The 25190-nt window shown below is 51.0% G+C and carries 20 protein-coding genes; 3 read left to right on the top strand and 17 right to left on the bottom strand.

What is annotated here, in order from left to right; genetic code table 11:
* Nucleotides 1-32 precede the first annotated feature (32 nt).
* Nucleotides 33-467 carry a hypothetical protein gene (locus tag ACYVEA_RS05740; protein ID WP_461112386.1) on the top strand — a complete coding sequence of 145 codons (435 nt, stop codon included), beginning with the start codon at nt 33-35 and terminating at the stop codon, nt 465-467.
* Nucleotides 468-514: 47 nt separating this feature from the next.
* Here the strand turns inward: ACYVEA_RS05740 and ACYVEA_RS05735 are convergent, their stop codons facing one another.
* On the bottom strand, nt 515-1228 hold the full coding sequence (locus ACYVEA_RS05735) for a lysoplasmalogenase (RefSeq protein ID WP_461112385.1): 714 nt from the start codon (nt 1226-1228) through the stop codon (nt 515-517).
* A 148-nt stretch (nt 1229-1376) separates the two neighbouring features.
* Here ACYVEA_RS05735 and ACYVEA_RS05730 point away from each other — a divergent pair, with 148 nt between their 5' ends.
* Nucleotides 1377-1679: a hypothetical protein gene (locus tag ACYVEA_RS05730; RefSeq protein ID WP_461112384.1), complete on the top strand. Its 303-nt coding sequence runs from the start codon at nt 1377-1379 to the stop codon at nt 1677-1679.
* Between the two features lie 61 nt (nt 1680-1740).
* Here ACYVEA_RS05730 and ACYVEA_RS05725 read toward each other — a convergent pair whose 3' ends face one another.
* The 5 genes from ACYVEA_RS05725 to ACYVEA_RS05705 form a co-directional block, all read right to left on the bottom strand.
* Nucleotides 1741-2106: a hypothetical protein gene (locus ACYVEA_RS05725; RefSeq protein WP_461112383.1), complete on the bottom strand. Its 366-nt coding sequence runs from the start codon at nt 2104-2106 to the stop codon at nt 1741-1743.
* Between the two features lie 195 nt (nt 2107-2301).
* Complete coding sequence (locus tag ACYVEA_RS05720; protein WP_461112382.1) at nt 2302-2619, bottom strand: DUF3817 domain-containing protein; 318 nt, start codon at nt 2617-2619, stop codon at nt 2302-2304.
* An 18-nt stretch (nt 2620-2637) separates the two neighbouring features.
* A complete protein-coding gene (locus ACYVEA_RS05715) occupies nt 2638-3105 on the bottom strand; it encodes a hypothetical protein (RefSeq protein WP_461112381.1) in 468 nt (155 codons plus the stop codon).
* Nucleotides 3106-3192: 87 nt separating this feature from the next.
* Entirely contained in the window at nt 3193-4107 is a 915-nt protein-coding gene (locus ACYVEA_RS05710) for a helix-turn-helix domain-containing protein (RefSeq protein ID WP_461112380.1), read from the bottom strand.
* Nucleotides 4104-6698: a M1 family metallopeptidase gene (locus ACYVEA_RS05705; protein ID WP_461112379.1), complete on the bottom strand. Its 2595-nt coding sequence runs from the start codon at nt 6696-6698 to the stop codon at nt 4104-4106. The genes ACYVEA_RS05710 and ACYVEA_RS05705 overlap by 4 nt, the downstream gene beginning before the upstream one ends.
* A gap of 119 nt (nt 6699-6817) precedes the next feature.
* Here ACYVEA_RS05705 and ACYVEA_RS05700 point away from each other — a divergent pair, with 119 nt between their 5' ends.
* Complete coding sequence (locus tag ACYVEA_RS05700; RefSeq protein WP_461112378.1) at nt 6818-8089, top strand: asparagine synthetase B; 1272 nt, start codon at nt 6818-6820, stop codon at nt 8087-8089.
* A 210-nt stretch (nt 8090-8299) separates the two neighbouring features.
* Here ACYVEA_RS05700 and ACYVEA_RS05695 read toward each other — a convergent pair whose 3' ends face one another.
* The 11 genes from ACYVEA_RS05695 to ACYVEA_RS05645 all read right to left on the bottom strand — a co-directional run bounded on the left by ACYVEA_RS05695 (nt 8300) and on the right by ACYVEA_RS05645 (nt 25132).
* Nucleotides 8300-9232 (bottom strand): NADP-dependent oxidoreductase, encoded by a 933-nt coding sequence (locus ACYVEA_RS05695; protein ID WP_461112377.1) that lies wholly within the window; start codon nt 9230-9232, stop codon nt 8300-8302.
* 150 nt (nt 9233-9382) lie between these two features.
* A complete protein-coding gene (locus ACYVEA_RS05690) occupies nt 9383-9997 on the bottom strand; it encodes a 2,3-bisphosphoglycerate-dependent phosphoglycerate mutase (protein WP_461112376.1) in 615 nt (204 codons plus the stop codon).
* 129 nt (nt 9998-10126) lie between these two features.
* A complete protein-coding gene (locus tag ACYVEA_RS05685; protein WP_461112375.1) occupies nt 10127-13318 on the bottom strand; it encodes a PVC-type heme-binding CxxCH protein in 3192 nt (1063 codons plus the stop codon).
* A 4-nt stretch (nt 13319-13322) separates the two neighbouring features.
* Complete coding sequence (locus ACYVEA_RS05680; protein ID WP_461112374.1) at nt 13323-14225, bottom strand: ThuA domain-containing protein; 903 nt, start codon at nt 14223-14225, stop codon at nt 13323-13325.
* 219 nt (nt 14226-14444) lie between these two features.
* Nucleotides 14445-15734 (bottom strand): DUF5690 family protein, encoded by a 1290-nt coding sequence (locus tag ACYVEA_RS05675; protein ID WP_461112373.1) that lies wholly within the window; start codon nt 15732-15734, stop codon nt 14445-14447.
* 79 nt (nt 15735-15813) lie between these two features.
* Entirely contained in the window at nt 15814-16353 is a 540-nt protein-coding gene (locus tag ACYVEA_RS05670; RefSeq protein ID WP_461112372.1) for a phosphonate degradation HD-domain oxygenase, read from the bottom strand.
* Nucleotides 16354-16372: 19 nt separating this feature from the next.
* A complete protein-coding gene (locus ACYVEA_RS05665; RefSeq protein WP_461112371.1) occupies nt 16373-17293 on the bottom strand; it encodes a metallophosphoesterase family protein in 921 nt (306 codons plus the stop codon).
* A gap of 50 nt (nt 17294-17343) precedes the next feature.
* Nucleotides 17344-18441 carry an alkaline phosphatase family protein gene (locus tag ACYVEA_RS05660; protein WP_461112369.1) on the bottom strand — a complete coding sequence of 366 codons (1098 nt, stop codon included), beginning with the start codon at nt 18439-18441 and terminating at the stop codon, nt 17344-17346.
* Between the two features lie 151 nt (nt 18442-18592).
* Complete coding sequence (locus ACYVEA_RS05655; protein WP_461112368.1) at nt 18593-20188, bottom strand: SusD/RagB family nutrient-binding outer membrane lipoprotein; 1596 nt, start codon at nt 20186-20188, stop codon at nt 18593-18595.
* Nucleotides 20189-20294: 106 nt separating this feature from the next.
* The gene (locus tag ACYVEA_RS05650; protein ID WP_461112367.1) at nt 20295-23714 is read right to left on the bottom strand and encodes a SusC/RagA family TonB-linked outer membrane protein; all 3420 of its coding nucleotides are present in this window, start codon (nt 23712-23714) and stop codon (nt 20295-20297) included.
* A gap of 245 nt (nt 23715-23959) precedes the next feature.
* Entirely contained in the window at nt 23960-25132 is a 1173-nt protein-coding gene (locus ACYVEA_RS05645) for a TIGR03364 family FAD-dependent oxidoreductase (protein ID WP_461112366.1), read from the bottom strand.
* Nucleotides 25133-25190: the final 58 nt, after the last annotated feature.

Here is a 25190-nt window from a genome sequence, read left to right as displayed (position 1 = left end):
CCTCAATCTAACGAGTATCAAAAAAACACACCATGGAACTATCGACAGTACGTCAACTTGACGAATGGATGACCGAAAATTGCTATGACGATACGTATGCCATTGGAAGCCGACGTATTCATGAAGGGTATGGTCTGGACAAAGCAGGCAGTCAATACGTTTGGTATTACACAGAACGCGGAAAGCGTCAGAATCTGAACTACTTTCAAACAGAGCAGGAAGCCGTTGACTTTGCTTTCAAAACAATAACGGCCGACAAATTTGCCAACAGACATCTCATCGGTTTTATAAAAGACAAGGCGTTAGAAACGGAATTGTTAGCCGAACTTGACAAAAGAACTATAGCGTTCTGGAAAGATGACATTCCTTACGGCGGACTTAACGACAGAAGAACCCGGGTCTTTGTGTTCGGCTGTGATGTAAAAAGGGTTTTAGATCTACAAACTAAATACGACATTCGCCAGTAACTGTACTAGGTGACGTACTGAAGCCATTTCTGCTTTGCGATATACAATCAATCTGAGCCTTCAGGAACCGATGCAATCGACTGTAATACACCCACAACGATCAGGTATTGGGCGGCAGCATACGTACTCATAATCCAAAAAGCAGCCCCGCTAAGAGGATGCAGAAACTTGTCAATGGCGATGAGCGAGTCGGATAGGATGAACAACAGGGCTCCCATGACCACCCAGCCAGCATCCGGTAAGCCCCGCCGTTGAGTAGAGAGAAGTCCCATGGTGCTCAGGCAAATGACGTAGAATACAACCGGCCACCATAACGTCATCAGAGCGGGAGTCGTGTCGAACGTGGGCTTGAGTATAACCAGAAAGCTACCCGAATAGAGTGCAAACAGTGCCCCATTCAGCAACAGCGAGCGCCGGTTACTACGTAGTTCATGTTGGCGCATCGATTGCCAGAACACTACGCTATAACACACTTGCATCACCAGAAAGGCCCCCAGTCCTGGCGCGAATAAATCAACTTCCTGAATCATCAGAAAAACATCGCCCGCCAGCGCGAAAACCATCCCGATTAGCAGCCAGCGAATCGGGATGGGCGAACCCATTGATCGATAGCATTGCCAGCCGTAAAGCAGTAATAACGCCATGATCAACGGTTTACAGCCATAATGCAGGATGCGAACAGAGAACGTATCGCCCACTATTTCGAGTAACGTAACGATGGCGAATGTAAGCGTGAAAATTAGGGTAGGTCTAGCCGACATGATCGTTGGGAAGGGCGGGTCGAAGGTAGCCAAAACTCACTAAATGCCTGCGACCCAGACTAGACTTTCGAACGGCTGAATAGAGACGAAATAAAACCATTTGCCCGTCAGGACGTTTACCCTATATTATTTAACCAAAACAAATCCAATGGACAAGTTACAGAAGCTCGAGTTGATGAATAAAGTTGTCAATGAGTTGGAAGACTTACAGAACAGCCAGACAGCCTTAATCGAAAAAATCGGTAAGATTGAAGTAGATAACATGAACGGCCTGAACGACTCGCGTCTGGAAAAAGATTTGGGTGACATGCACTCGAAGATTGCCGCCAACCTGGATGCAATCACTGATATCTTTGCTTACTTCGAAACCAAGCGTGACGAATACAACGAGAAAAATCGTTCCGCCATTGAAGCCATCGAAGCAGCCGCAGCCATTGAAGCCGCTAGCTAGAGACGACAATTAGTACATAATCAAAAAAGGGAATCTGATTCAGATTCCCTTTTTTGGTGTGCTACGTAATCGCGACAAAGCGAAACGTCTTTGTATCACTACGATCATTAATGAGACTGTACGAGCGTAAAATCAACTGGTCGTTCACAATGTCCCCCATATACCCAACTACGCCTTCTGCTGAAACCACCGCAAAATGAAGCTTCTCCTCCCAGTCATCCCGGTAAGGTATTCCATGGTAATAAAGCCCTTTAGAATTTGCCGGATTCTCTCGGGTAAACCACGTAGTAAGCTGATCGGGTGTTCCGGACGAAGTTACCTGGATAACATGCCTATCTTCATAAAAACGCAGGTAGCTAAAATAGCTGGTTCCCGTTGCATCAACCCAGGGGCTGTCAGATACGTATAAACCGTTATATCTCAGCATACTGGAGCTTTTGGTAGTAAGCTAACCAGGCGATTTGTTCGTTGCCGGATTAGGTTCGGCGAAGGTAATCATTGTTTGGCGTAGTCTTTGACTACGTCATGGCGTTACCCGGTCTCCGACCGGTTTAGGCTGATTTATAAATTCCGGTCAGAGACCGGATAACGCCATGACGTAGTCGCAGACTACGCCAAACGGCTAAGCCTGCTCAGGCGTATCGCGCAGATGGCGGAAGACTTTGTGATCGGCGTAGAACGTACCACCCGGCAGGACCGACGCCAGCAACGCCAGCAGTGTTTTTCCCAAAGGCCAGCTATACTCGGTTTTTGCCTGAATGACGGTCAGTACGTACAGCATAAAAAGTAATCCGTGAATTGGGCCGACAATTTCAACAACTTCGGGATGACCGCCCATGCGTTTCAAGGGAACGCCAATGAACAGCAACACCAGAAAAGAAATCCCTTCAGCAAAACTTACGACACGTAGTCGAATTTTAGGCGAGTTGAAAAAATGCATAGTGTACAAGTTGATTGATTAAAATAAACGAATCCAGGGGCGGGTGGCTAAAGGTGAAAACGGCCACGGTATAGCCACCAGGATAATAACGAGGCCAATGGTAAAATAAATGGCTGTGGTTTTGAATTTCTGCCGGTCATTTTTCAGTCGTTTGGCCGTACTCGATCCGACTGTCATAACAACGACGGCGATGAGCATCAGACTGATGTGAATTAGGCTGAAAAAAGAAAATTCACGAGCCTCACCAAAGCTCGGGTGAAATTTCCAGTAATAGCTGATGATAGGGCTGATGGTGTAAAGATAGATACCAACGATCAATTGCGTGTGGGCAATGGAGGTAGCCACAACACGTAGTGTCTGATCGGCAGGACGGTAGGAGCGGGGGCGTAGCCAACCCGAATAGGCACTCGCCAGCGTGGCCAGTAAACTGCCCAGCACCAGCCAGCGCAGTGCATTGTGAATCACTAATATAATCTGATAGAGCATGCGCAATACGTAACCAATAGTCAGCCGCAAAGATCAGCTGGCGTCTCCGGTATTCATTCGTTTATACCCGGCCAAGGTTGGTACATATCAATCATTGGGCCCGATACACTGACGTCTAAAAGCGGTCGGGCTAACCCTGGCGTATCGCCTGAACACTTTACCAAAATTAGACTGGTCATCGAAACCCAGTTCAGCGGCAACCTGGGCAACTGTGAGCGTAGATTGAAAGAGTAAAACTTTAGCTTCCAGTACAATACGTTCATCAATCCAGACCGATGGCGATTTGCCGGTACGGGCTTTCACGACTTTGTTGAGGTGGTTGGGCGTTACGTTCAACTGGCTGGCATAGTCCGTAACCAGCCGCTGCTGGCGAACGTGCTTCGATACTACGTCCATAAATTGCTGCACCAGACGGGCGCCAGCGTCCAATTTGGCTGAACTCGAGCCGATATACGCCCGGTTGATTTCGCTAAGTAAAGCCAGCAGGTAAGGCCGGATAAGATCAGTTTGCGTAGCGCCATTTTCAGTGTATTCAACGGTCAAGCGGGCGCATACGGCTCCAACATGTCCGGTTTGCGTGTCGGTCAGCGAGATGAGCGGATTGCTGGTTAGTTTCATGAAATCAGGCTCTTTCTCGCCCACAGCGCTCAAGTACAACTCGTTGCTGAAGAAGCACATGAAGCCGGTCGTGTCTTCCTGAATGGTGGCCAGGGAAAAAATCTGCGCGGCTGGAATAACCACCAATTCATTCGCCGAAAGCGTGTAGGCCGTATGCCCAATCGTCATCTCAATTTGCCCATGCGTGACGAGAAATAGTACATGATTGCTGGTACGTCCGGGTGGTAATGGCAGTTTGATAACTGGGCGAGCGTACGCCAGTGGAGCGATGATAAATTGGTTGAAATCCGGCCGGAACCGGTCTTCCCACGAGTCATCCTGTATAAGAAACCGATCCCGAGCCATACTCGGACTGATCGCTGGGAAATGCGATTCGGTATTCATCGTCGATAAAGCAGTTTACTCGCCCGAAATGGGCTATCCGCAGCCTGCAACAGTTTAGCTTTCAGACGCAGGTTATACTGCGGTCGATCACTGAGGAATTTGCGGACTAACAGCGCTGTTTCGGGCGTCTGGTAATTCGATAGCGTCGAGCGAAGCCAGGATTCGGGGAAGAAAATATCACCCGTTCGCTGAATTTCCTCCAGCAGATCCAGACTCTTGGGCAAATATTTGGCGGAGGTCGCCATACGTAGTGGATGGTGCAGATAGCCCAGCGCGGCCGTTACCCAGGCTTCGTGTTCGCGGTTTGTCTCGCTGGCCAGCGAGACAAAAAAAGCGTCACGCTCGGCTACGTTGCCCGACAGGGCGGGCATCATGAATTCCAGTCGTTTTCGACGGTCGGGGTTTTTGATGCGGCTCAACTGCTTTGTCAGAATGCCTTCGGCGGGATAATCGCGGACGGCCAGCGAGAGGGCCAGTGATGTATAATCGTCTTCCGTGAGCGTTACACCCGGAGGGGCTTTCTGCTCGTTCCAGATGGCGTAGAGTCGATCCTGTGCCGCCCGACTGAGGGCGATGCTTTGGTAAAGCCGAAAGAGTACTTTCTTCTTTCCGGCAGCCGGTTCTTTTTCCATTGACTGCCAGGCTTTCTGCTCAGCCGAAGCGGCTAAGGCCGGGCGGTTTTCGGGTCGTGTAAAATTCCAGATAATGTCTGACAATTGACTGCTAATCAATCGAAGGTTTAGTTCCTCCGATTCCGTTTCCAGCCAATTCGTGTAGGCAGATGCCAGATGAAATGGAGAGATTATCTGGCCGGACAGCATATTTTCATATAGGCCGATGTAGGTTGCCGCTCGTGTTACCGGATTTTTGAGGGTTTCCAGCTGCAAAACCGTAAGGCTATCCACCGGAAATACACCATACCCCTGCCCAGTTGTATTGAAAATAATGTGCTGGGGGATTGGTTTGCCCGCGGCTTCTGTCAGTTCAATCGTAGACTGATTCATATTCACAGTCAGTTCATCCGTATGGTCGCGGTACACGAGCGCCACTTCAAACGCCTGCGGCCACAGGCGTTTAGAACCATCTTCACCCGTTTGCGAAATGACCAGCTTTTTGATTTTACTGACCTGTTTGTCAAGTTGATACGTGAATTTTGGTCGGCCCGTTTCGTTAACCCAGATGTGGTTCCAGGCAGCCAGATCGGCAGGCGTTCGCGCATCCAGAATGGCGATCAGATCGGTCCAGCTTGCATTACCGAACGCATATTTTTTGAGGTATTCGCGCAGGCCATCGCGGAGAACGGTTTTGCCAACCAGTCGTTCCAACTGGCGCATCATGATGGGTGCCTTGTGGTAAATGATGCCACCATAAAGCGAACCAGCTTCCTGCAAATTCGCGAGCGGCTGCCCAATGGGATTGGCACCTTCGGTGCGGTCAACGGCGTATGCAGCCGGAAAATGATCGACCACAAACTGAAGATCGTAATTCGCGTCCGGGGTTGACACTTCCATAATCTTGTCGGCCACGAAATTAGCGAACACTTCTTTCAGCCAAACGTCCTCGAACCAGCGCATGGTGACCATATCGCCAAACCACATATGGGCCGTTTCGTGGGCGATCACATGGGCGCGGGCCAGTCGTTGATCGCGGGTGGCGCCATTGTCCAGAAACAGGGCCGATGATTTGTAATCAATTGCCCCAACGTGTTCCATGCCCTCGTATTGAAAATCGGGAACGGCCACGAAATCGAACTTCTGAAACGGATACGGAATCTGCGTGTACTCTTCCAGAAACGTCAGCGCATCGGCATGGAGTTTAAATAGTAACGGCAGGCTCAATCGAATCTTCGACGTATCCGTTTCGCGATGCAGAAGCGTCATCGGACGCTTGTTCTCTACCTGAGACACGGCCGTGAATTTTCCTGCAACGAACGAGAACAGATACGTTGGCTGGATGCTGGAGCGTCCGAAATGGACGGTTTTTCGGTCACCTACTACCGTAGAATCCTGTACTGGCGCGTTGGTCATGGCCTGCCAGCCCGTCGGAATAATCAACGTTAGCTGAAATGTAGCTTTTAGATCGGGCTGATCGAAGCAGGGAAATACCGTGCGGGCCCGGTCGGGCACGAGCAGTGTGTAGAGGTATTCGTCGTTGCGATTTAGCGACAGATTACCGGCGGTGAACCGGATCGAAATTGTGTTCTTTCCGGCGGTTAAAAAAGCAGTAGAAATTAACAAATGCTCATGCTCAAACACAATTGGAATGTTCTTGTTATTGATGGCAATAGCCTGTATATGAGTACGTTTTTCTTTAAAGTCCAACTGGAGCGGATCCGTTGTTTTCTTCCAATTGAAGGTAATGGTTTCTGAGGCAGCAATGGGCTGGTTTTTTTGCGCTGGAATGTCGAACTTTAGAGCATACGCCAATTGACTAAGGGCTTGTTTCCTCGCTTTGGCCAGCGTTTGCGATACACCGGTTTCGACCGGCAACGGGCTGGCCTGAGTCGGGCGCTGGTTAAACGACATGATAACGAGGGACAGGAGACGTATAGAAATACCGTAACGAATAAGGTTGAAAGAGTTCCAGACCATTGGCAGGTTGTTGATGAATGTGTGAAAATCGTTGAAATGGCAACACGATAACAGTAGTCAATAAACTAAAATGGGTTTGGTCGTGAGTGAGCATCGTTGGGTCAAAAATACGGTACACTATGAAACAGCCGCTATCTTTTCTACTTCTATTGCTGGCAATTATGGGCCAGATTACGTCCGCATGGGCAAATGCCATCCTGATTCCAATGGACGATCAGCAGGCAAACCATTTAAAAGCCTATGGCATTGCCTACAAGGTGTTGAAAGACGAACAGGACGTTGACTGGTTATTGAACTATCGGGGCGGCAGCTTCATGATGAAGCAAACGACCGCTATTGAAACGGAGTGCCGGGTTCGGGGCGTTTCGTTCGAAACTATTTCAGATTCTAAGGCAGCCTCCATCAAGCAACAGTTGTCCGATCCTGATGTGAATATGAACGTAGTGACGCTCCAGAAAGCGGCTAAAATCATCGTGTATTCGCCCATCAAGGTTAGCCCGGCTGAGTTCGAGAATACCGATGCGGTACTGCTGGTATTGACTTACGCCGAAATCCCGTATGAAGTGGTGTATGATGAGGAGGTGCTGAAAGGCGATCTGGCCAAATACGATTGGCTGCACCTGCATCATGAGGATTTCACGGGTCAGTATGGCCGGAACATGCATCGGCAGTCGCTCACCGACATTAAAGTGCAGGAGGACATTGCTAAGAAATATGGCTATTCAAAAGTATCGCAGATGAAGCTGGCCGTGGCCAAAGGGATCAAGGCATTCTGCGCCGGTGGCGGCTATCTGTTTGCCATGTGTTCAGCCGCCGAAACGCTCGATATTGCGCTGGCCGCCGAAGGAGTCGATATTGTTGGCAGCAGCTACGATGGTGATGGTACCGATCCGAATGCCCAGGAAAAATTGGACTTTACCAAAACCTTTGCGTTCGGCAATTTCACGCTGGAAGCCGACAATGGCTACCGGGGCTTCTCGACCTTCTCCGACATCAACTCTGCTGGCGGACGGGGGTACGATCAGCCAAGCGGTTTTTTTGAGTTATTCAATTTCTCGGCCAAATGGGATGTGATTCCCTCCATGCTGACACAGAATCACGAGTCAATCATCAAGGAATTTTTTGGACAGACGACGGCTTTCCGAAAAGGGGCCGTTAAGCCAAGCAGTTTAGTGATGGGAGAAGGCAAAACTTCCGACCGCTATCTTTACGGCGAAATGGGTCGTGGACAGTGGACATTCTACGGCGGTCATGATCCTGAAGGCCTGCGGGGTGGCGGTGGCTTCCGAAATCCCACCGACCTGAACCTACATCCGCACTCACCCGGCTATCGGCTTATCCTGAACAACGTACTGTTTCCATCCGCCCGGAAGAAGAAACGCAAAACGTAGGTTCATGATTAATGGATGCCTATCACCCCCTTATTACTAGTTAAAAAGCTCCCCCGAAAGTTTACAATTTTCGGGGGAGCTTTTTTACCAGTTCGGCGTAGTCTCTGACTAGGTCGCCGTGTTATCCGGTCTCCGACCGGAATGACGACTCATAATACCGGTCGAAGACCGGGTAACGCTACGGCGTAGTCAGAGACTACGCCGAACGAATTAAAATGTCAGTACAATCTTGCCCGTCGTCCGGCGACTTTCCAGTTGCTGGTGAGCATTGCCAATCTGGTCGGCGGGGAGAACCTGGCTCACAGTGATTTTTAGTTTGCCGTCTTCGATGAATTTGTTGATGGTGCGCAGGTCATCGCCACTGGTATGCACCAGAATACGTTCGGCATGAATATCAGGTCGCATGGTCAGCACTTTGTCCATAGCTGAGTAGGCAATTGAAATGAGCCGTCCGTTCGATTTCAAGACACTGGCCGAGGCAAAGATCGTGTCGGCGCCAGCCGTATCTAACACTAGATCGAGATCACCTAACGATTCTTCAACCGTGTTTTTGGTGTAATCGACAAATTCATCCGCGCCCAATGATCGGACAAACGCTTCGTTTTTACCAGAAGCTGAACCAATGACATAAGCGCCGAGGGCTTTGGCTAGTTGAACGCCTAAATGCCCAACGCCACCCGACGCAGCCTGAACCAGGACTTTTTCACCAGCTTTGAGGTGGCCATGCTCGGTCAGTGCCTGCCAGGCTGTCAGAACCGCCAGCGGAGCTGCAGCCGCTTCTTCAAACGACAGAGCCGCCGGTTTCAGGGCGAGGTGAGCGGCCGGTGAGGCTACGTATTCAGCATAGGCATTGCCGGGTTCGGGGAAATTAACCATGCCATAGACGGCATCGCCCACTTTGAAGTTTGTTACGTTGCTGCCAACTTCGTCAATTACCCCGGCGATATCCCAGCCCAGAATAATCGGGTGTGTATACTTCTTGGAATAAGGTGTGGTTCCGGTGCGGGTTTTAAAGTCGGCAGGATTCACGCCAAAGGCGTTGACATTTACCAGCACTTCATCAGGTTTGATGGTTGGTGTAGGTACGTCCTGGATAGAAAAATTTTCGACGCCACCCCACTCAGTTAATACAACGGCTTTCATTCGATTACAATTTGTGATGCTTATGCATTTTAACAGGATAGCCAGCAGAAGAATTCACCCAATTCCCATACTGGCAAGGGAATTCGCTCGTACTAGTTTACGATAGCTTTTGAGCCTGGTTTGGGCGATAAGCTGGCACTGAACCCCGATTTACTTCGGCAGTAGGGTAAACGCGCCGGTTGTTTGGTCGTAAGTATACTGGCGTGGAATACCGGTCGCTAATTCGACTTTTTCGATATCTTCCGGGCTTATGTGCTCCAGTTCCATCAACAGCGCGCGTAAGCTGTTGCCGTGTGCCGCTACCAGAACGGGTTGTCCGGCTTGCAGGTGCGGCAAAATGGCCGTTTTAAAATAGGGGACTACCCGTGCGTGCGTATCAGCCAGACTCTCGCCATGGGGCGGCTGGTCATTATAACCACGACGCCAGCGAAACACCTGTTCGGCGCCAAAGCGGGCTTCGGCTTCATCTTTATTCATTCCCTGCAAATCGCCATACATGCGCTCATTGAGGGCCGCACTACGTTCGATGGGCAGGTCCGTTTGGCCAATCTCGTCCAGCATAAGGGACATTGTTTCAATAGCCCGCTGTAATTCTGATGTAAAACCAATGCCGAAGTTGGGGGGCTGGTGGGCTTTGAGCAGGGCACCCGCTTCGCGGGCTTCGTGCCGGCCAAGTTCAGTGAGCGGAGTATCGACATTACCCGTAAAGCGGTTTTCTAGATTCCACTGCGACTGGCCGTGGCGAACGATAACGAAGAGTGGCATAAAAGATAAATAGAATCGTACATGATAGGTTGCTGAATGGGCATGGTTTCTAAGCCGAAAACACCTAGAAACCATGCCCAACAGTTCATTCCAACGAAGTACTGGCCTTAATAATTCGACTTTATACCATCAATTCTCCATGGGATATTCTTTGAGCAATTGGGTAGGCGAGTAAAAATCCTTCTTGCTTTCGGTAGCCGCTCTGACTTTTTTTACTTTGTCGGGAAGGATAGCCGGAGCATTATTGCCAAACGAATTTCTGACGTAGGTCAACACCGCAGCGATTTCGTTGTCTTTCAGCAACCCGCCAAACGGCGTCATGGGCACCTGTCCGGGATACGTCTTGCCGCCTACGTCGATTGGTCCCATAAGCCCTTTCAACGCGATCTTGATTAACCGATCTTCGTTGCCCAATACCCATTTTGTGCCGATGAGGGGCGGAAAACCGGAGGCCGTAAGCCCTTTTCCATCGGGTTGGTGACACGTAGTGCAATAGCCTTCTTTGGCATAGATTTCTTTCCCCTGATTGTACAAAGCAAGTTCTTCTCCTTTCAGTGTTGATTTTATGACCACCTCTTTTTCCTTCTTCACATTTTCGCCTTTCAGGTGCGCAACGGCTGCCTCATACGCATGAATCATCCAGTCGTCCAGGGGTTTCTTCGACGCTTCCGCCAAAATGGGTAACCCCTTCTCCTTACCAATCCACGAAGCCGCGACAATGGCGTCTAGCCGAACCCGGCTGTTGTCGTCACGAACGGCCTGCATGAGTAAATCGGCCTGATCGGCTACCTGATGCCCCGTATATCGTACCACCTGAACGGCAGCCGCCCGGGCGTGATAATCTTTTGCCTTGAGCATCTGACGTAGCAGCGGTTGGTCTACCTTATTCATACCCCAGCTAACCCAAAGGCCTTCCAGCAAATGATGCTCGTATCTCGGATCTTTTTTGTCCAGTCCGGCGACCCAGGTTTTGAGTTTGGTCAGGACCTGATTCACGTCACGGCCTCTTAGTTCGCGCCGGGTGCGATACCGAGTGCGATATTCAGGAAGCTTCAAATTATCCAGCAGCTCTTCGATGCTGGCGCCGTCAATTTTAGCCGGTTTCACCAGGGGTCTCGATGGATACGTAATGCGGTAAACCCGGCCGTGCGAATGGTCACGTAGTGGGTCGCGGGCGTTATGCTGCATATGCCCGATCAGGATATTGTGCCAGTCGATCAGGTAAAGCGAACCATCCGGCGCAAATTCCATGTCGACCGGCCGGAAGTTTCGATCCTCGCTAACGACCAGATCGGCTCGATGGTGGCTTTTGTATCCCGTGCCATCATCGGTCAGCGTGTGTTCTTTCGTACCCAGAAAGCCAATGGTATTGTTGATTAGAAAATCGCCCTGAATATCATCCGGAAAATGACGACTGGATACAAATTCAAGTCCCGACGTCGGGCGTACGCGGTGAGCCTCTTCGACCAGTTGAACCGACTTATGCGTAAACTCTCCGTAGCGCGGCAATACCGAACCGGGCATCATCCAGCGAACATCAGGGCTGGACGTTTCGGCGAAAAAGGGTTGCCCCCACTCATCGAAAGCAATACCCCAGGGGTTGGGAATGGAAAGCTGGGCAGTACGTTCCAGTTTATGGAGTTGCGGGGCATACCGATAAAATCCACCGTTTGTGGCACGTACGGGCCCATATGACGTCTCTACGTTGGTATGCAAAAACACCCCCTCGCCAGAATAAATGGCACCCGATGGATCGGTGGTGAACGCGTGGCTGTTATGGTGGGTATCGTGATCATCATAGCCGCTCATGAGAATTTCCACTTTGTCGGCTTTCTCGTCCCCGTTCGTATCGGTGTATAGTTTCAGGTTAGGCCCCTGCGAAACATAAACACCTTCTTTTGACAGCTCGAAGCCGAGGGGAAGGTGCAGTTTATCCGCAAAAACGCTTTGTTTATCCGCTTTTCCGTCTCCGTTCGTGTCTTCCAGGATGATGATCTTGTCGTTGGGTTTTGAATCGCCCGGTTTGTAATGCGGGTAACTCGGCATACAGGCAATCCACAGGCGCCCTTTGTTATCGAAGGACATCTGCATCGGTTTCGCCAGGTCAGGAAACTCCTCTTCCGACGCAAAAAGCTCAATTTTATAGCCTTGAGGCACTTTTAGCTTCGCCAGCGCATCCTTGCCCGAGAGATACGTCAGGCTGCCGTTTTTCTCAGGATTATAATTGGTTTTTACGGGTGGCAGCGGTGATGTGTTTTTATCCGCAACGCTAAGATCCAGTTTTTCGCCTTTGGATGCCGCCAGCCAGACAGCATTGTCCCGAATGGCCGTCAGCTCACGGATTTTCTTTATTTCTGCCGGGTAATTATCCGGTCCAAACGGATCGTACCGACGACCATAGACGTGAACGCCATTCGGAATTTTATAATCGTTGTGCCACATCCAGTTTTTTTCCATGACGGCGTCATGAATCAGCTTCCGGTTGGCTTCAGCTTTGGGCGATGCCTTGCCAAACACCTGATCGGCCAGCAGGACGCCTAACTTTTTATAGCCTTCCTCCGTGAGTTGAGAACCATCGATGGTTAATGGTTCTTTACTGTCGTCATACCATTTCTGAGAGGGCGTAAATGCATCGACAAACAAAACTTTATGCTGCTCAGCGACCTCCTGCATGGCCCTGGCATATAGCGCAATGTTCTCATTTTCTTTTTTGCCATTCGGAAGGTCAAGCGTGGCCGACAAATCCTCAAAGGCGATGGGCGATACAATGGCTAGTTGCGGGGCACTACGTCCGTTATACTTCTGATTGAGCGTCCATTTGATAAACGCATCCAGTTCGGCTTTGTAATTGGCTAAGCCTTCTTTGCCCTGGAAGGATTCGTTGTAACCGAAAAAGGCAATGATTACGTCGGACTTGAGCCGGGTTAGCCATTCGTCGGGTGATTCAAACTGGCCCTGGCTATCAGAAGGGTTGGCATATTCAGTCTGGAATTTCTCGGCACCGGGGAACGCCCAGGGCGAAAACCGGCTTGAACGAGGCCGGAAACCGGGGGTGTCTCCCGCATCGCACATGTTCCGTATGTACAGCGAATCATCGGGATAGCGAACCTGCATCTCGGTCTCGAAATTGTCGTAATTCATCATCCTCGACCCGAGGTTATTCCCCAGCAACATGATGTGTGCTCCCTTGCTAACTTTTAATGGATCAGCAGCCGTAACCGAGTGCCGGGCCGACTGAAAGGCCATGAACGCAACAATCGCCAGTCCGACCACAACGAGCAATCCAATGAGACTGGTTTTTCCAGGAATAAGCGACTTCATAGTATCAGGATTTTTTCGGGTGGCCGTAGGGTACGTCGATTGGTAGCTTACCTTTCCATTTCTTCGGAACCGGCAGCCCTAATTCCCAATGAATTGCATTGATAACCAAACGTTGAAACGACTCGACCTGAAAATCTTCGGGATGCCCCATTGTCGTGATGAACGCCCGGCCGCCCCACTGATTTTGCCACGTCCAGGCTACAGGATTGTCGATCGCTTCTTTATCGGGATTAACGGATTTTCCCATTAGCAACGGCACCGCGCCTTTAGCCGGATAGTCGGGCAGAACGCGATACAGCCAGGATGATACGTGAAAGGAGGGCGCAACGCCCGTCAGGATTGGGTTCTGAGCTGCTGCCGGAATAATCGTTACGTCGGTCGTGCTCTTATGACCGTAGTGCGTGTGCTTAGCCTCGCCACCCCAACCTGGAGGAGCGCCAAAGGCAAACTCCCCGAAGGCATTCCAGCGTTTGCGATCGTCGCCGTCGGGGTAATTGAAGGCGTGGGTCGTGGTCCGAAACCCCATCACGGGCTTTCCCGATTTTAAGTAATCATCGATGAATTGAAGCTGTTCTTTCGGGAGTTGCCGCCAGCGCAGGTAGAAAACCGCCAGATCGGCTTCGCGCAAAGCTTCAAGGCCAGGAATATCTTTTTCGCCATTGTAATCGGGCTGCGATTTCAGCACGGTCGTCCGCATGCCGTAGTTCTTTTCGAGTTCGGCGGCAATCAGCGGCAGCGTCAGTTCGCCACTGTATTCGTGGTCGCCGGTAACAAACACTACGTATGGTTTGGTTTTTGCCGAACCAGGATTCAGGTGGTTTGCAATGGCTTCGGCCTGACTTGCCACACCCGTCAGGGCCAGCAGACTCGTTGCCTGTTGCAAAAAGGCACGTCGATTGGTTTGCATGAAAGGCTGTTTTAAGGAAAAGAATCAACCTGCCAATCTAAGCGAATTTGAGTCTGAATTTACTTATGATGAGATGTATTCGTCTGTTTTGGGCTGCTCGGCGTAGTCTCCGACTAGGTCGTAGCGTTTGCCGGTCTCCGACCGGTTTTTGGTATATTATTACATTCCGGTCGGAGACCGGCAAACGCTACGACCTAGTCAGAGACTACGCCGAACAACTTAAGCCACGCTTTCCTGTTCCTGAAGAACGACTCTGTCCCGAAAGCGTTTTCTGAAATAGATGAACGAGCCTATAACCAGAACGCCATAGGTCAGGGATAAGATGTAGGCACCGTCCACGAAAAACTCCCGGTAGCTGATGTTGCCGTGCCCGAAATTCTTGTACAACAAGACCGCTACGCTGCCGAGATAGCCGTACCAGTCGGCGAGTGTCACGATGAAACCGACCGTACTGACATAGCGGAACGAGGCAATCAATCGCTCGAAATACAGCCCGTTGCAAGGCACATAGGCCATATATAACCCCAACCCGGTTAGTAGAAACCAGTTGCCCGGCGACAGATGACCCGTCGAATAGGCATACGTACTTAATCCTACTAATGAGCCGCCCGCCAGCATCAGGCAATTAAGTAAGGCAAAGGCCCGAAAATTGTCGGTAACGCGCTGGAGCAGAGCCATCACGATGAGGATGCCAAGCGCCACTAAGGTTTCGGTTTTAGCAAAAATCCCCGGATTCTGGACGCCCGCATCCTTCAGAATTTCGGGACCAAAGTTATCTCGGAAATCGCGGAAAGCCGACAGTAATACATACGAGGCAATGAGTAGCACCAGCCCCGGTCTGAAACTCCTGACGAAGGCCCGGCGCTCGGCCGCATCCATAGGCTTCCGTTCGGTACGTAGCGCCCGGTCTTCGTCGGTTGGTGGAGGCAGTAAGGTCAGCGCATAAATCGATACCAGCATAGGCAGAACGAATAGACTCCCCGTTACAAAGGGCAGCCAGAATTCCGACACGCCCCAATCGGCCCGAATCGTGAGCGCTACGGTTTTGACAAAGCCCGACGCAAAAATGAAGGACGCCGTCAAGCCCGCTACAAGGGCATCGGTCTGTCGGCGTCCTTCCAGAAAACCCAGCATGGTTCCGTAGATCAGGCCCAGGGGTAATCCATTCAGAAACAGGAAGATGATATTGTAAGGAGCCGGAACCAGGGCAAAACCAAGCAGGGCTAGTAGGGCAATCGCGACAAAGAACAAAATGTTGATCGCCCGTCGGCCCGGCGACATTTCAGAAACAACCTTAATGCCAATGCCCTTCGACATCGCATAGCCAAATACCTGCGCCGTAACGAGCCAGATTTTATAGCTGATGCCGGCAAAAGCCATGCCCTCGAACGTAACGGCTGTGATACCCCTGCGGAAGGCATACATGCAGGCATAGGTGCAAAACGCAGCGGTCGCCCCAAAGATTACGAACGTAGTGGGGTTACGAAGAAAAGCAGGAGATTTTGGCATGATGCAATATATTCATTTTGTATTACATCAACAGGCCGAACAGGCTACTGAATAATATGGGTAAAACAAACGCTACGATTTATTCAATCAATCGCTCACTCATCGCTACATAATACTCAATTCCCGGCGTTGGTAAATCCGGAATCTTTGCCTGCTCATCCCAGGTTCGCAGCAGCAGAATACCCTTGAAATAGGGATTTGTTTCGAAGGCCAAAGCTTCTCCCGCGCTCATGGGGCCACCCTGAAACTCCAGCGTTCGCAAACTCGCTTCCGACAGCCGGGCGAAATAATTCGGATTTTTGAACACCAGATAGCGCTTGGCATTGACGTGGTGTTCGATCAGTTGGGCCACTTTCTCCGAAAAGCCCCGCTCCCGCAGGTAATCGGCACCCAGCCGCTCGTGGTCAATCGTACCGTAACCGTCCATATAGCCCCCGGCTAATTCGGGTGGTAATAAATGACCAATGTCGTGCAGAAACGCAGCAACGACGGTTTCTTCGTCGGCCCCGGCCTGTTCGGCTAGTTGCGCGCATTGCAGCGCATGTTCAAGTTGGGTGACAGGCTCCCCGAAATAGGCATCGTCGCCACTCTGGGCGAAGAGGTTTTTGATGGTTTCCATTTTTACTGCGTTGTTTACGCTATGCGTATGGCAAATATGTCCGCTCAACCGTTCCGTCGTCGTATAAATCGATCAAGGCATACCCCGCTTTGGTTTGCTGATACGTATCACTTTTCCACCAGTTGCCGCTAACCGCACCATTGCACAGATACGTAACGCCGTTGTAGTCAACCCGGTCGAGGAGGTGCATGTGACCGCTCAAGGCTGTTTTTATGTTTGGGTACTGGTAAAAAAGCTTGAGCAACTCCGGTGTGTTGGAGAGCACCAGCCCGCCCGAAATGGTCCAGTTGCCGTCTTTGTTATTCTGCTCGCTGAAGAATGCCGTAGGGCTGAAAATCGGGATGTGCGACAAAACCAGCGTCGGCGTTTTGGTGCCGGTTTTGGCTAAATCGGCTTTCAGCCAGTCCAGTTGTTCCGGGTCAATATTGCCCGTATACCAGGTGCCGTCGGGCTTGGGTTGCACACTATCAAGGATGATAAAATGCCAGCCGTTCTTATCGAAACTCCGATAGCGACCGCTGATCTTCATCAGGTCGACGGCCCATTTCTTACCATACATTGGGTCGTTTTTAGCGCCCTCAAAACCCCATACGTCGTGATTCCCGATGCAGTATTCGATGGGCAGCGAGTTGTCGGCTCTCATGACCGTGTGCCAGGCATCCCATTGTTTCTGCACGCCCGCCCGATCCTGCTTTAGGGCATCCATAATCACGTCGCCCCCGTGCAGAACAAACGACGGTTTGTCGGCCTGATTCTGCGCATGATGGAAACATTTCGCTATACTTTCCATCGGTTTGGTGTCCGGTGTTATGTGCGTATCGCCGATGTAGGCAAAGCGAACACTACGTTTCCGGGCAGCGGGCGCGGTGGTGATTAAGGGCTGAGACGCGGGCACGAGCGGCAGCAGCGCAGCCGATTTGAGGAGGGTTCTACGGTTCATAAGGTCAGCCATGAGCTATGTTTACATACGAATGTGACAGAGAAAGACCATCATCTATTACCGCTACTGATGGAGTCAATGGGCTTCCCAACCGGATGGTCGCTTTTAAAATCGAATCCCAGCAAACGGGCTAACGTAGCGGCAATCTGATTCTGGAAAAGAACCGGCCCTGCCGACTGCTCCCCCATTGCCTGAACGCCAGACGTAGCGACGCCCGGACCCATAATCGCCATCCAGATCTGGTAGGAGTCGGCGGTTTTGGTGCCGTGATCTTTCCAGCGGGCTTTGGGCGTATGGCCCCGCCCGTGATCGGTCGTCACTAAAATAGCTGTTTTCCCGGCGTACTGCGGCATTGCCTGGATCATTTTCCACAAGTCGGCCAGGTAACTGTCAATGGACTGAACCATGCGCAGGTGATCGTGATAACGGCCGGCATGGGCCAGATCATCGGTTTCATCGAAGGACAGAAATAATACGCGCGGCTGTTTTTGCTTGACGTATTGCCGGGCTGAAAAATAGGTCAGGAAGTCAGCCCGTACGCCGTCGCCAAATTCTCGCGGGTACAAGGTTGTCAAATCGCTCAGGAGCGAATCGGCGGACGTAACAGGGCGGCTTGGTTCATTGGCTGAACTGGCCGGAATCCCGCTTCGCTTTTCGTTAACGGCCGCTTCGATCACATCCCAGGAGGAAAACACGGCGACTTTTCCTTTGTAGCCCGGCTGCTGATTCAAAAATTCCAGCACCGTTACGTTCGGATTGTCGATCTTGTCATTCGACTTGATGCGGTCGTCCGCGTAGCCGCTCAGGATTTCGTTGTAGCCGGGATAACTGAACCAGTGCGGATTCGATACGTTCATCCGGCTGCCCAATTGCCGATTCCCATAAAGCTGTCCCTGTTTTTCAATCGTATTCCACAAAAACGGCATGAATCGTTTCCGACGTTCGGCTGGCGTAGCGGCCCAGAATTGCTTACGCGCACTAGCCGTATCACGACTGTACACCGGATCGAAAAGCAATGTCGAATCGGCTCCATTGAATATCTCCTGCCAGCGCACACCATCGAGCGTTACCAGAATCAGGTTCTGAGCCGGTTGAGCAAAGGTGGAGACGCTCACGAAAACGCCAAGCAGAAAAAGAATACGTCGCATAGTTTATCGGATGTTCGGCGTAGTCTCCGACTACGTTCGGGCGTTATCCGGTCTCCGACCGGTTTGAAATAGATTATTAATTCCGGTCGGAGACCGGCTAACGTTGAGCGTAGTCAGAGACTACGCTCAACGTTAGCCGGAAAGTAGTGAATTATTTTAGCACCCACATGGCTGCATTGATATCGTCGTTGCCACCGAACTGACTTGTCAGCGCTGCGCTGTTATTCGCAGTATTGTACGAGCGCTCTGTCGATGGATATTGCCAGCGGAGTGGAATACGGGTACTGTTGCCTGTGCCGGGGCCAACCAGGAACGTTGGAACGCCCGTCCGACGCTGATTGTAGAACGCTTCCATGCCTGATTGCTGGAAAAACGCGAGGTATTTCTGGGTCAGAATCTTCGTCAATCCTGCGGCATCAGCGGTATATTTCACGGCAGGCTGTGCGTAGTAATCGGCAAAGCTGACATTGACCTGATACGTATTGAACAACTTGTAACCACCATCGGCTGAGAAAAATACGTCGTTGCTACCGTCTTTTAGGCCATAAAATCCCCAGGATGCCTGAATGCCTTTTTTATAATAATCCTCGGCACTGCCCGTAGCCCATCCCCGGTTGATGCCTTCGGCAATTGTAAACTGTAGTTCAGGATAGCCGATAATGATGTAAGGTTCAGCGGTGTACGTGCTGTAATAGTGTTTCCGGTTCTGAAACGAATAAGCCCCCTGATTCGCAGCCGACGACATAATGGCTAAATCTTCACCCGACGATGCACCCACAAATGCCGCAAAATCGGTTGGTTTGATCCCAGCGGCAACTTTTGCCGTAGCGGGTTCGGCGACTACAAACGTGCGGGAATCTTTCAGCGTCGTCAACGTGCCCAGATACGTAGCGGCCATGTTCTCACGCGTAGCACTTTGACCAAAATTGTCCGGATTGCGCGGGTACTTGTTGAATTGACTATTATACACGTATTGCAGATTGTCATCCATCGAGCCCATCACCGGAAACTTGGTGGGGTTATTGACAACCTCCGCGAAACGCGTTTTTACATTCAGGTCCGTATCGGCTTCTTTTTTGCTCAGGCTAATCAGCACACGCAGCTTAAACGTGTTCACCACCTTCTGCCACTTGCTCAGGCTGTTTCCCAGATAAATATCGCCCGAGAGGCTGTTGTCACTTTTCGCGATAAGGGCGGTCAGGTCCGTATTGGCATCGTCGAGCCATTTCAGAACCTGCACATACACTTCCTTCTGCGTATTGTATTTGGGCGACTGATTATCCAGGCCCTGCAACGCGTCGGTCAGGGGAATGTCGCCCACGCGTTTGGTCATGTTCTCGAAAAAGAACGCTCGAAAAAATTTACCTAGAGCCGAGTACGCGTTCACGTCAGGTAAGCCCGCTTTTTTTGCTTCCTGTTCCATTTTCACTACGTCTTTCAGGGTTGTGTAATAGAGATCGGTCGACGTCCAGGCGTAATCGTTGGTCGAGTAGTAGTTGTAATTACTGGCGTAGAACTGGTTCCAGCGCTGTTGATCGCTCCAGCCTCCATTCGTAACGCCGTGATAGCCCGTTGGAGACGTATTTGCATTATACATGTCATTCAGTACACCACTGAAAACCAGCGAAGCGGGCGCGCTGGTCGGCCGGTTTGGGTCCTGTTCGAGCTGATCGAATGGCTGTTCGCAACTGGCCAGCGATAAGCCGGTAACTGTTAAAGAAAGCAGGAGAATTTTATTGAGTTTCATAAGATTGTAGTCGATAGACTCGGCGAACCCCTAAATCCCCTGAAGGGGACTTGGCTCATATTTAGATTAGGTCCCCTTCAGGGGATTTAGGGGTTCGTAAGTGTTATTAAAATACCAGATTCAGGTTGATACCGTACCGACGTGTCGTTGGTGTTTGCAGACCCGAGATGCCGCCTGTCAAATATTGGTCGAGGTCGATGTCTTTGTATTGGGCGAAGTACAACAGGTTGCGCCCTACCAGCGATACACTGGCCTGCTTTACACCAACATGCCGTAGCAGATGTTGTGGTAACGAATAGCCAATGATCACCTCGCGCAGTTTGGCAAAGCTCCGGCTCATGAGGAACGACTCGGTGGCACCATAAACACGGGCGATGTAGTCCTGCTCGTAAGTAAGGAGCGGATTCGGTGCAAACTTGAGTTGAGTATAGTTTGTCACATTGCCATTGACATCATAGTTAATCGGTATAAGATTACCCTTTTCGTCTGTTGCTGTATTTACTACTCCTTCACTCAAATACGATTTAATTCCTTTAACATCATTAGGCCGGGCAGCGCCCAATGCGCCTTGCACGGTTTCGATGTGACGGCCACCCTGGAAGGTTTTTTGCCGAACATAATCACCGATAACACCACCGACACGACCGTCGAACTGAAAGCTAAACGTGATGTTTTTATAACTGAAACGGTTATTAATGCCCCAAACAAATTTTGGATTCACATAGCCCAGGAATTGCGCTACCGGATTGACGATTGGTCGTCCACCAGAGAAAACCGTGTTACCCTGGCTATCTTTGACAGGATTACCATTTCCATCTTTATCTATGGTGTAATCATTAATAACCTGACCATCGGGTGTCCGCACCAGCGCACTTGAGTAGAATCCATCTGTACGATCACCAACATTGATAAAACGTTTGTCGCTACTGCTTCCGACAAAAAAGTTCGATGCCAGGGAATTGATGCCGCCTTCTGGATACACCGCTTTCAACCGTTCGGTGTAGGTTGAATAGTTGGCGACAACATCCCAGTTAAATCCTTTGGCTGAGCGTATCGCCTGCCCCGTCAGCGAGATTTCACCTCCCTTTTTCTGGGTGCTGATGCCATTAACCAGTCGGCCGGTGTAGCCCGTTGCTTCCGACGATGGCAGTGTGAAAATGCGCGGCCCGTCGTTACTAACGTAGTAAGCCGCATCCAGTGCCAAACGATTGTTCAGGAAACGAATGTCCAGTCCGATCTCCGATTGTGAGGTCGAGTTGGGTTTCAGATTTGGGTTGTTGAGCGTATTGGTATAATAAGCCGCCGGTTTGTTGTTGTAGGCCAGGGGCAGGGTATACACGGCCGAGTTCTGATACGTTGGTCCGCCATACGACGAGTTGTAATCAACGCCATAGCCGAGCGGAAACGAAGCACCTGGCGTAGAGCCGATGGTCGATTGGGTCAGGCCGTCTTTCACGTTGGCATACGACGCCCGCAGTTTCAGGAATGAAATGCCAAGATTAGCCGGTAGCTGGATATAGTCCGAAATAACCGTGCTCAGCGCTACCGACGGATAGAAGTATGCATTGTTTCCCTTCGGCAAGGTCGAGAGTTTGTCGATCCGGCCCGTGGTGGTCAACGTAGCATAATCGCGGAACGTAAAATCAGCCGAGTAGTAGGCCGATAACACCCGCATATCCGACTGGAAATTCGACGCAACGACCGGGTTTGATGAGTTCGCGAAATTGTATACGCCCGGTACGTTCAGGTAGTTGGTGCTGGCGAAATCGGAGTTATAATTGAAAATACGGGCCTCACCCCCTACCAGTGCGTTAACAGCTAAATCGGGCGTAACTTTTTTGTTATACTGAACCAGCACCTGGTTGATATTGTCGAACAGGTTTCGGCGATCTTCCCGGTAGTCGCCCCTAGCTTCTTCGCGGCCGTAGCTCGTGGCCGAATAGGGGAATTTTTCTGTGCGAAGCAAGCTATAGGTTGTCAACTGGGTCTTGGCCGTGACGGTCAACGCATCCGTAAGTTGGTAACGTAGCGATGTGTAACCGTACATGTTGCTGTTGTAATGGCCGCGCAACCAGTATTTTGCCAGGAACCACGGGTTATTATACCGCTGATATTCGGCATAAATCTGTTGGGAGCCTTCTTTGCCCGGCTGCCAGATCTGCTTCATGTCATCGATATTCCAGTCGGCGCCACCCCAGGCGATAATGTTGTAGATCAACGAGTTCGGGCCGTAGTTTACATCCGGGAAGTTGGGTGTGTACTGCCGGTTGTAGTTCAAACTGGCCTCGAAGCGTAGTCTGGGCGAAAAATTGTAGCCCCCCGTTACGTTGAAGTTCGTTACGTTCAGCTTGGTGTTCGGCACCAGCCCTCGCTGAAAATTGTGCGACAGGGAGAAGCGCATATCGTATTTCTCCCCCGATGCGGCCACCGCTACGTTGTTGTTCGACTGAATCCCGGTCTGAATAAACCGGCTGAGATTGTCTTTGCCGCGAGGTAAAAATGGCGTTGGCTGCCGGTTGCTGGTAAAAGTTTTTCCGTTAGGAAATGTCGTGGTGAACGATTGACCCGGTAGAACCGGACTGTCATATTGCGGAATTAACTGACCATTCAGGGCTGGTCCCCAGATGTCGTAATCGCCATCGTTGAGGCCGTTGCCTTTGCCATCGCCAAAGGCATAGACGCCGTGATCACCGGGGCCATATTCGTCCTGCACTTTCGGAATGGCAATGAATCCCTGGTCGGCCATCTGGCTCGTATTGATTTCTACCGAAAAACCACGTTTGTCTTTCGTACCGCGTTTTGTCGTGATCAGAATAGCCCCGTTTTTTCCCCGGAAACCATACAATGCCGAGGCCGACGCGCCTTTCAGCACGGTGTACGTCTCAATATCGTCGGCGCTGACGTTCCAGGTATCGGACGTAATGGGAATCCCATCGACCACAAACAATACGTCCGAATTACCCCGTAGTGAGATATTCGGCCGACCCAGCAATTCAGACGACGAGCCAATCGTTAACCCGGCCACCTTTCCTGTCAGGGAGTTGATCGGGTTCGGTTCGCGGGCTTTCAATAACTGCGTTCCATCGACAGTTTGCACCGTTACCCCCGTTTGCCGAATATCCTTTTTGATGCCCAGGGCCGTTACGACGACTTCGTTCAGTGTCGACGAGCCTACAACCAGCGATACGTCAAGTGTGGTTCGATTCCCCACTGCTACGTCCTGTGTTTCATACCCGATGAACGAGAACGTCAGCGTATTCGCCGATTGCGCGTTAATTGAATACGTCCCATCGGCGCGGCTGGTTGTACCCGTGGTTGTACCTTTCACGATGATCGACACGCCGGGCAATGGCTGGTTGTCTTCACCGGATACAATCCGACCGCTAACGGTTTGCGCGAAAGCCGACAGGCCAGATGCCAGGCAAAATAAAAATGCTACGGCGAATCGTCGTAGGGTGCGAACCGAGGGCGAGGTTCGCTGCTGAGATGATTGCCGTCGTGTTGAGGAAGGTAAAATAAGAGCCATACGTTTGCAGGTTGAGATTGCTCAAGTAAATTCCTGCAAAAGTAGAGCCCCGGTATTACCTCAATATTGACCAATCATCAATGGTTTGTGAACAGATGCTGAGGAGATTTCATATGAGCTTAATAGACATGAAATAAGCGCTTATTTCTTATTTGGTCTGAAAACCCCTAAATCCCCTGAAGGGGACTTTGTCCGAGCGTGAGAAAAGTCCCCTTCAGGGGATTTAGGGGTTTTCAGACAGTTCCTTACAACGCGGCTGCGTTCCTGGACAAGCCCAGCCACTGCTGAATACTCTCCTCGGCATAACCCGCCCCCGAACTCATGCCTTTGCCGCCAATGCCGGTCACGATGCGAATGTTCTCATCGATATCGTGCTTGAAGATTTCGTCTTTCGTCTGGCTGTAAAAACCCGCCCATGTTTTTTTAATCGTTAGCGGGAACGTAGCAATTCGCCGGGCTTCGGCCAGTATCAGATCGTTGATGAAATCCTGCGTGTGGTAGCCCAAATCTTCGGCCTGTGTCGCGTCGGCATATTCGTGCGAATCGCCCACAATGATGGAGCCGTCTATGGCCTGCTTGAACAAAATATGAATGCCCCATTTTTTGAGTTCAGCCAGGTGTTCGGGCGTGCGGGCCATGATGTCTCTATAGGACGGGCACTCCTGAAACGCTTCATACCGACGTATCGTCAAGCCGGTCAGAATATTTCCGGGTAAGGAAAGGCCGGCAACCGGCTCGGCCAGCAGCATTTGTAGTTTACTTACTATCAAACCGGCATCGGCCAGCACGTCAGGGAATAATAACCGCACTTCGTGGCCGCTGCAAATCAGCACCCGGCTGGCCTGGAATCGCTCCCGATTGCTCAGCGTAACGATGGCACCACTATAATTGGATTGCACATCAATCACGGCTGAACCCGGCCGGTAATCAACCCCGTATTTCTGCTGAACAAAAGCAATCAGCCGGTGAATCATCTGTTCCGGCTCGACGCTCATCTCCTGCGGAAAGAAAATCCCACCCACTACGTAGTCAGCCTGCAAAGACGGGTAGTGGGCCAGGCATTGCGCTTTGGTCCATAATTCGCTGGGGTAGCCAATGCGTTGGTAGCGGTCGTGGAGTTCGTTGGCCAGCGTCCATTCGTCGGTGTCGGACGCGATGTAGATCGTGCCATTCCGGCGAACCGTCAGGTCGGTTTGCTGCTGAATGGTTTGGTAGATTTCCAGGCTCCGGCGTCCGTAGTCGAACCATCGCCCGGCTAGTCCCGACGGCACTACCTGGCCAAAATTACGTACGGTTGCGCCTACCGGATAACGGTCTTTTTCGAGCAGCAATACACGTTTTCCCGCTTTGGCGGCATGGTACGCATGAAACGTGCCGAGCGCCCCCGCCCCAATAACTAGTAAATCGTAGGAAGACATTTTTTAGGAGGAAAAGGAAGAGAGGGAGGAAAGAAAAAGAGGGGGGAGGAGCGTAAAT

The sequence above is a fragment of the Spirosoma jeollabukense genome (assembly GCF_054777855.1).
This window is presented reverse-complemented; position numbering and strand designations above follow the sequence as displayed.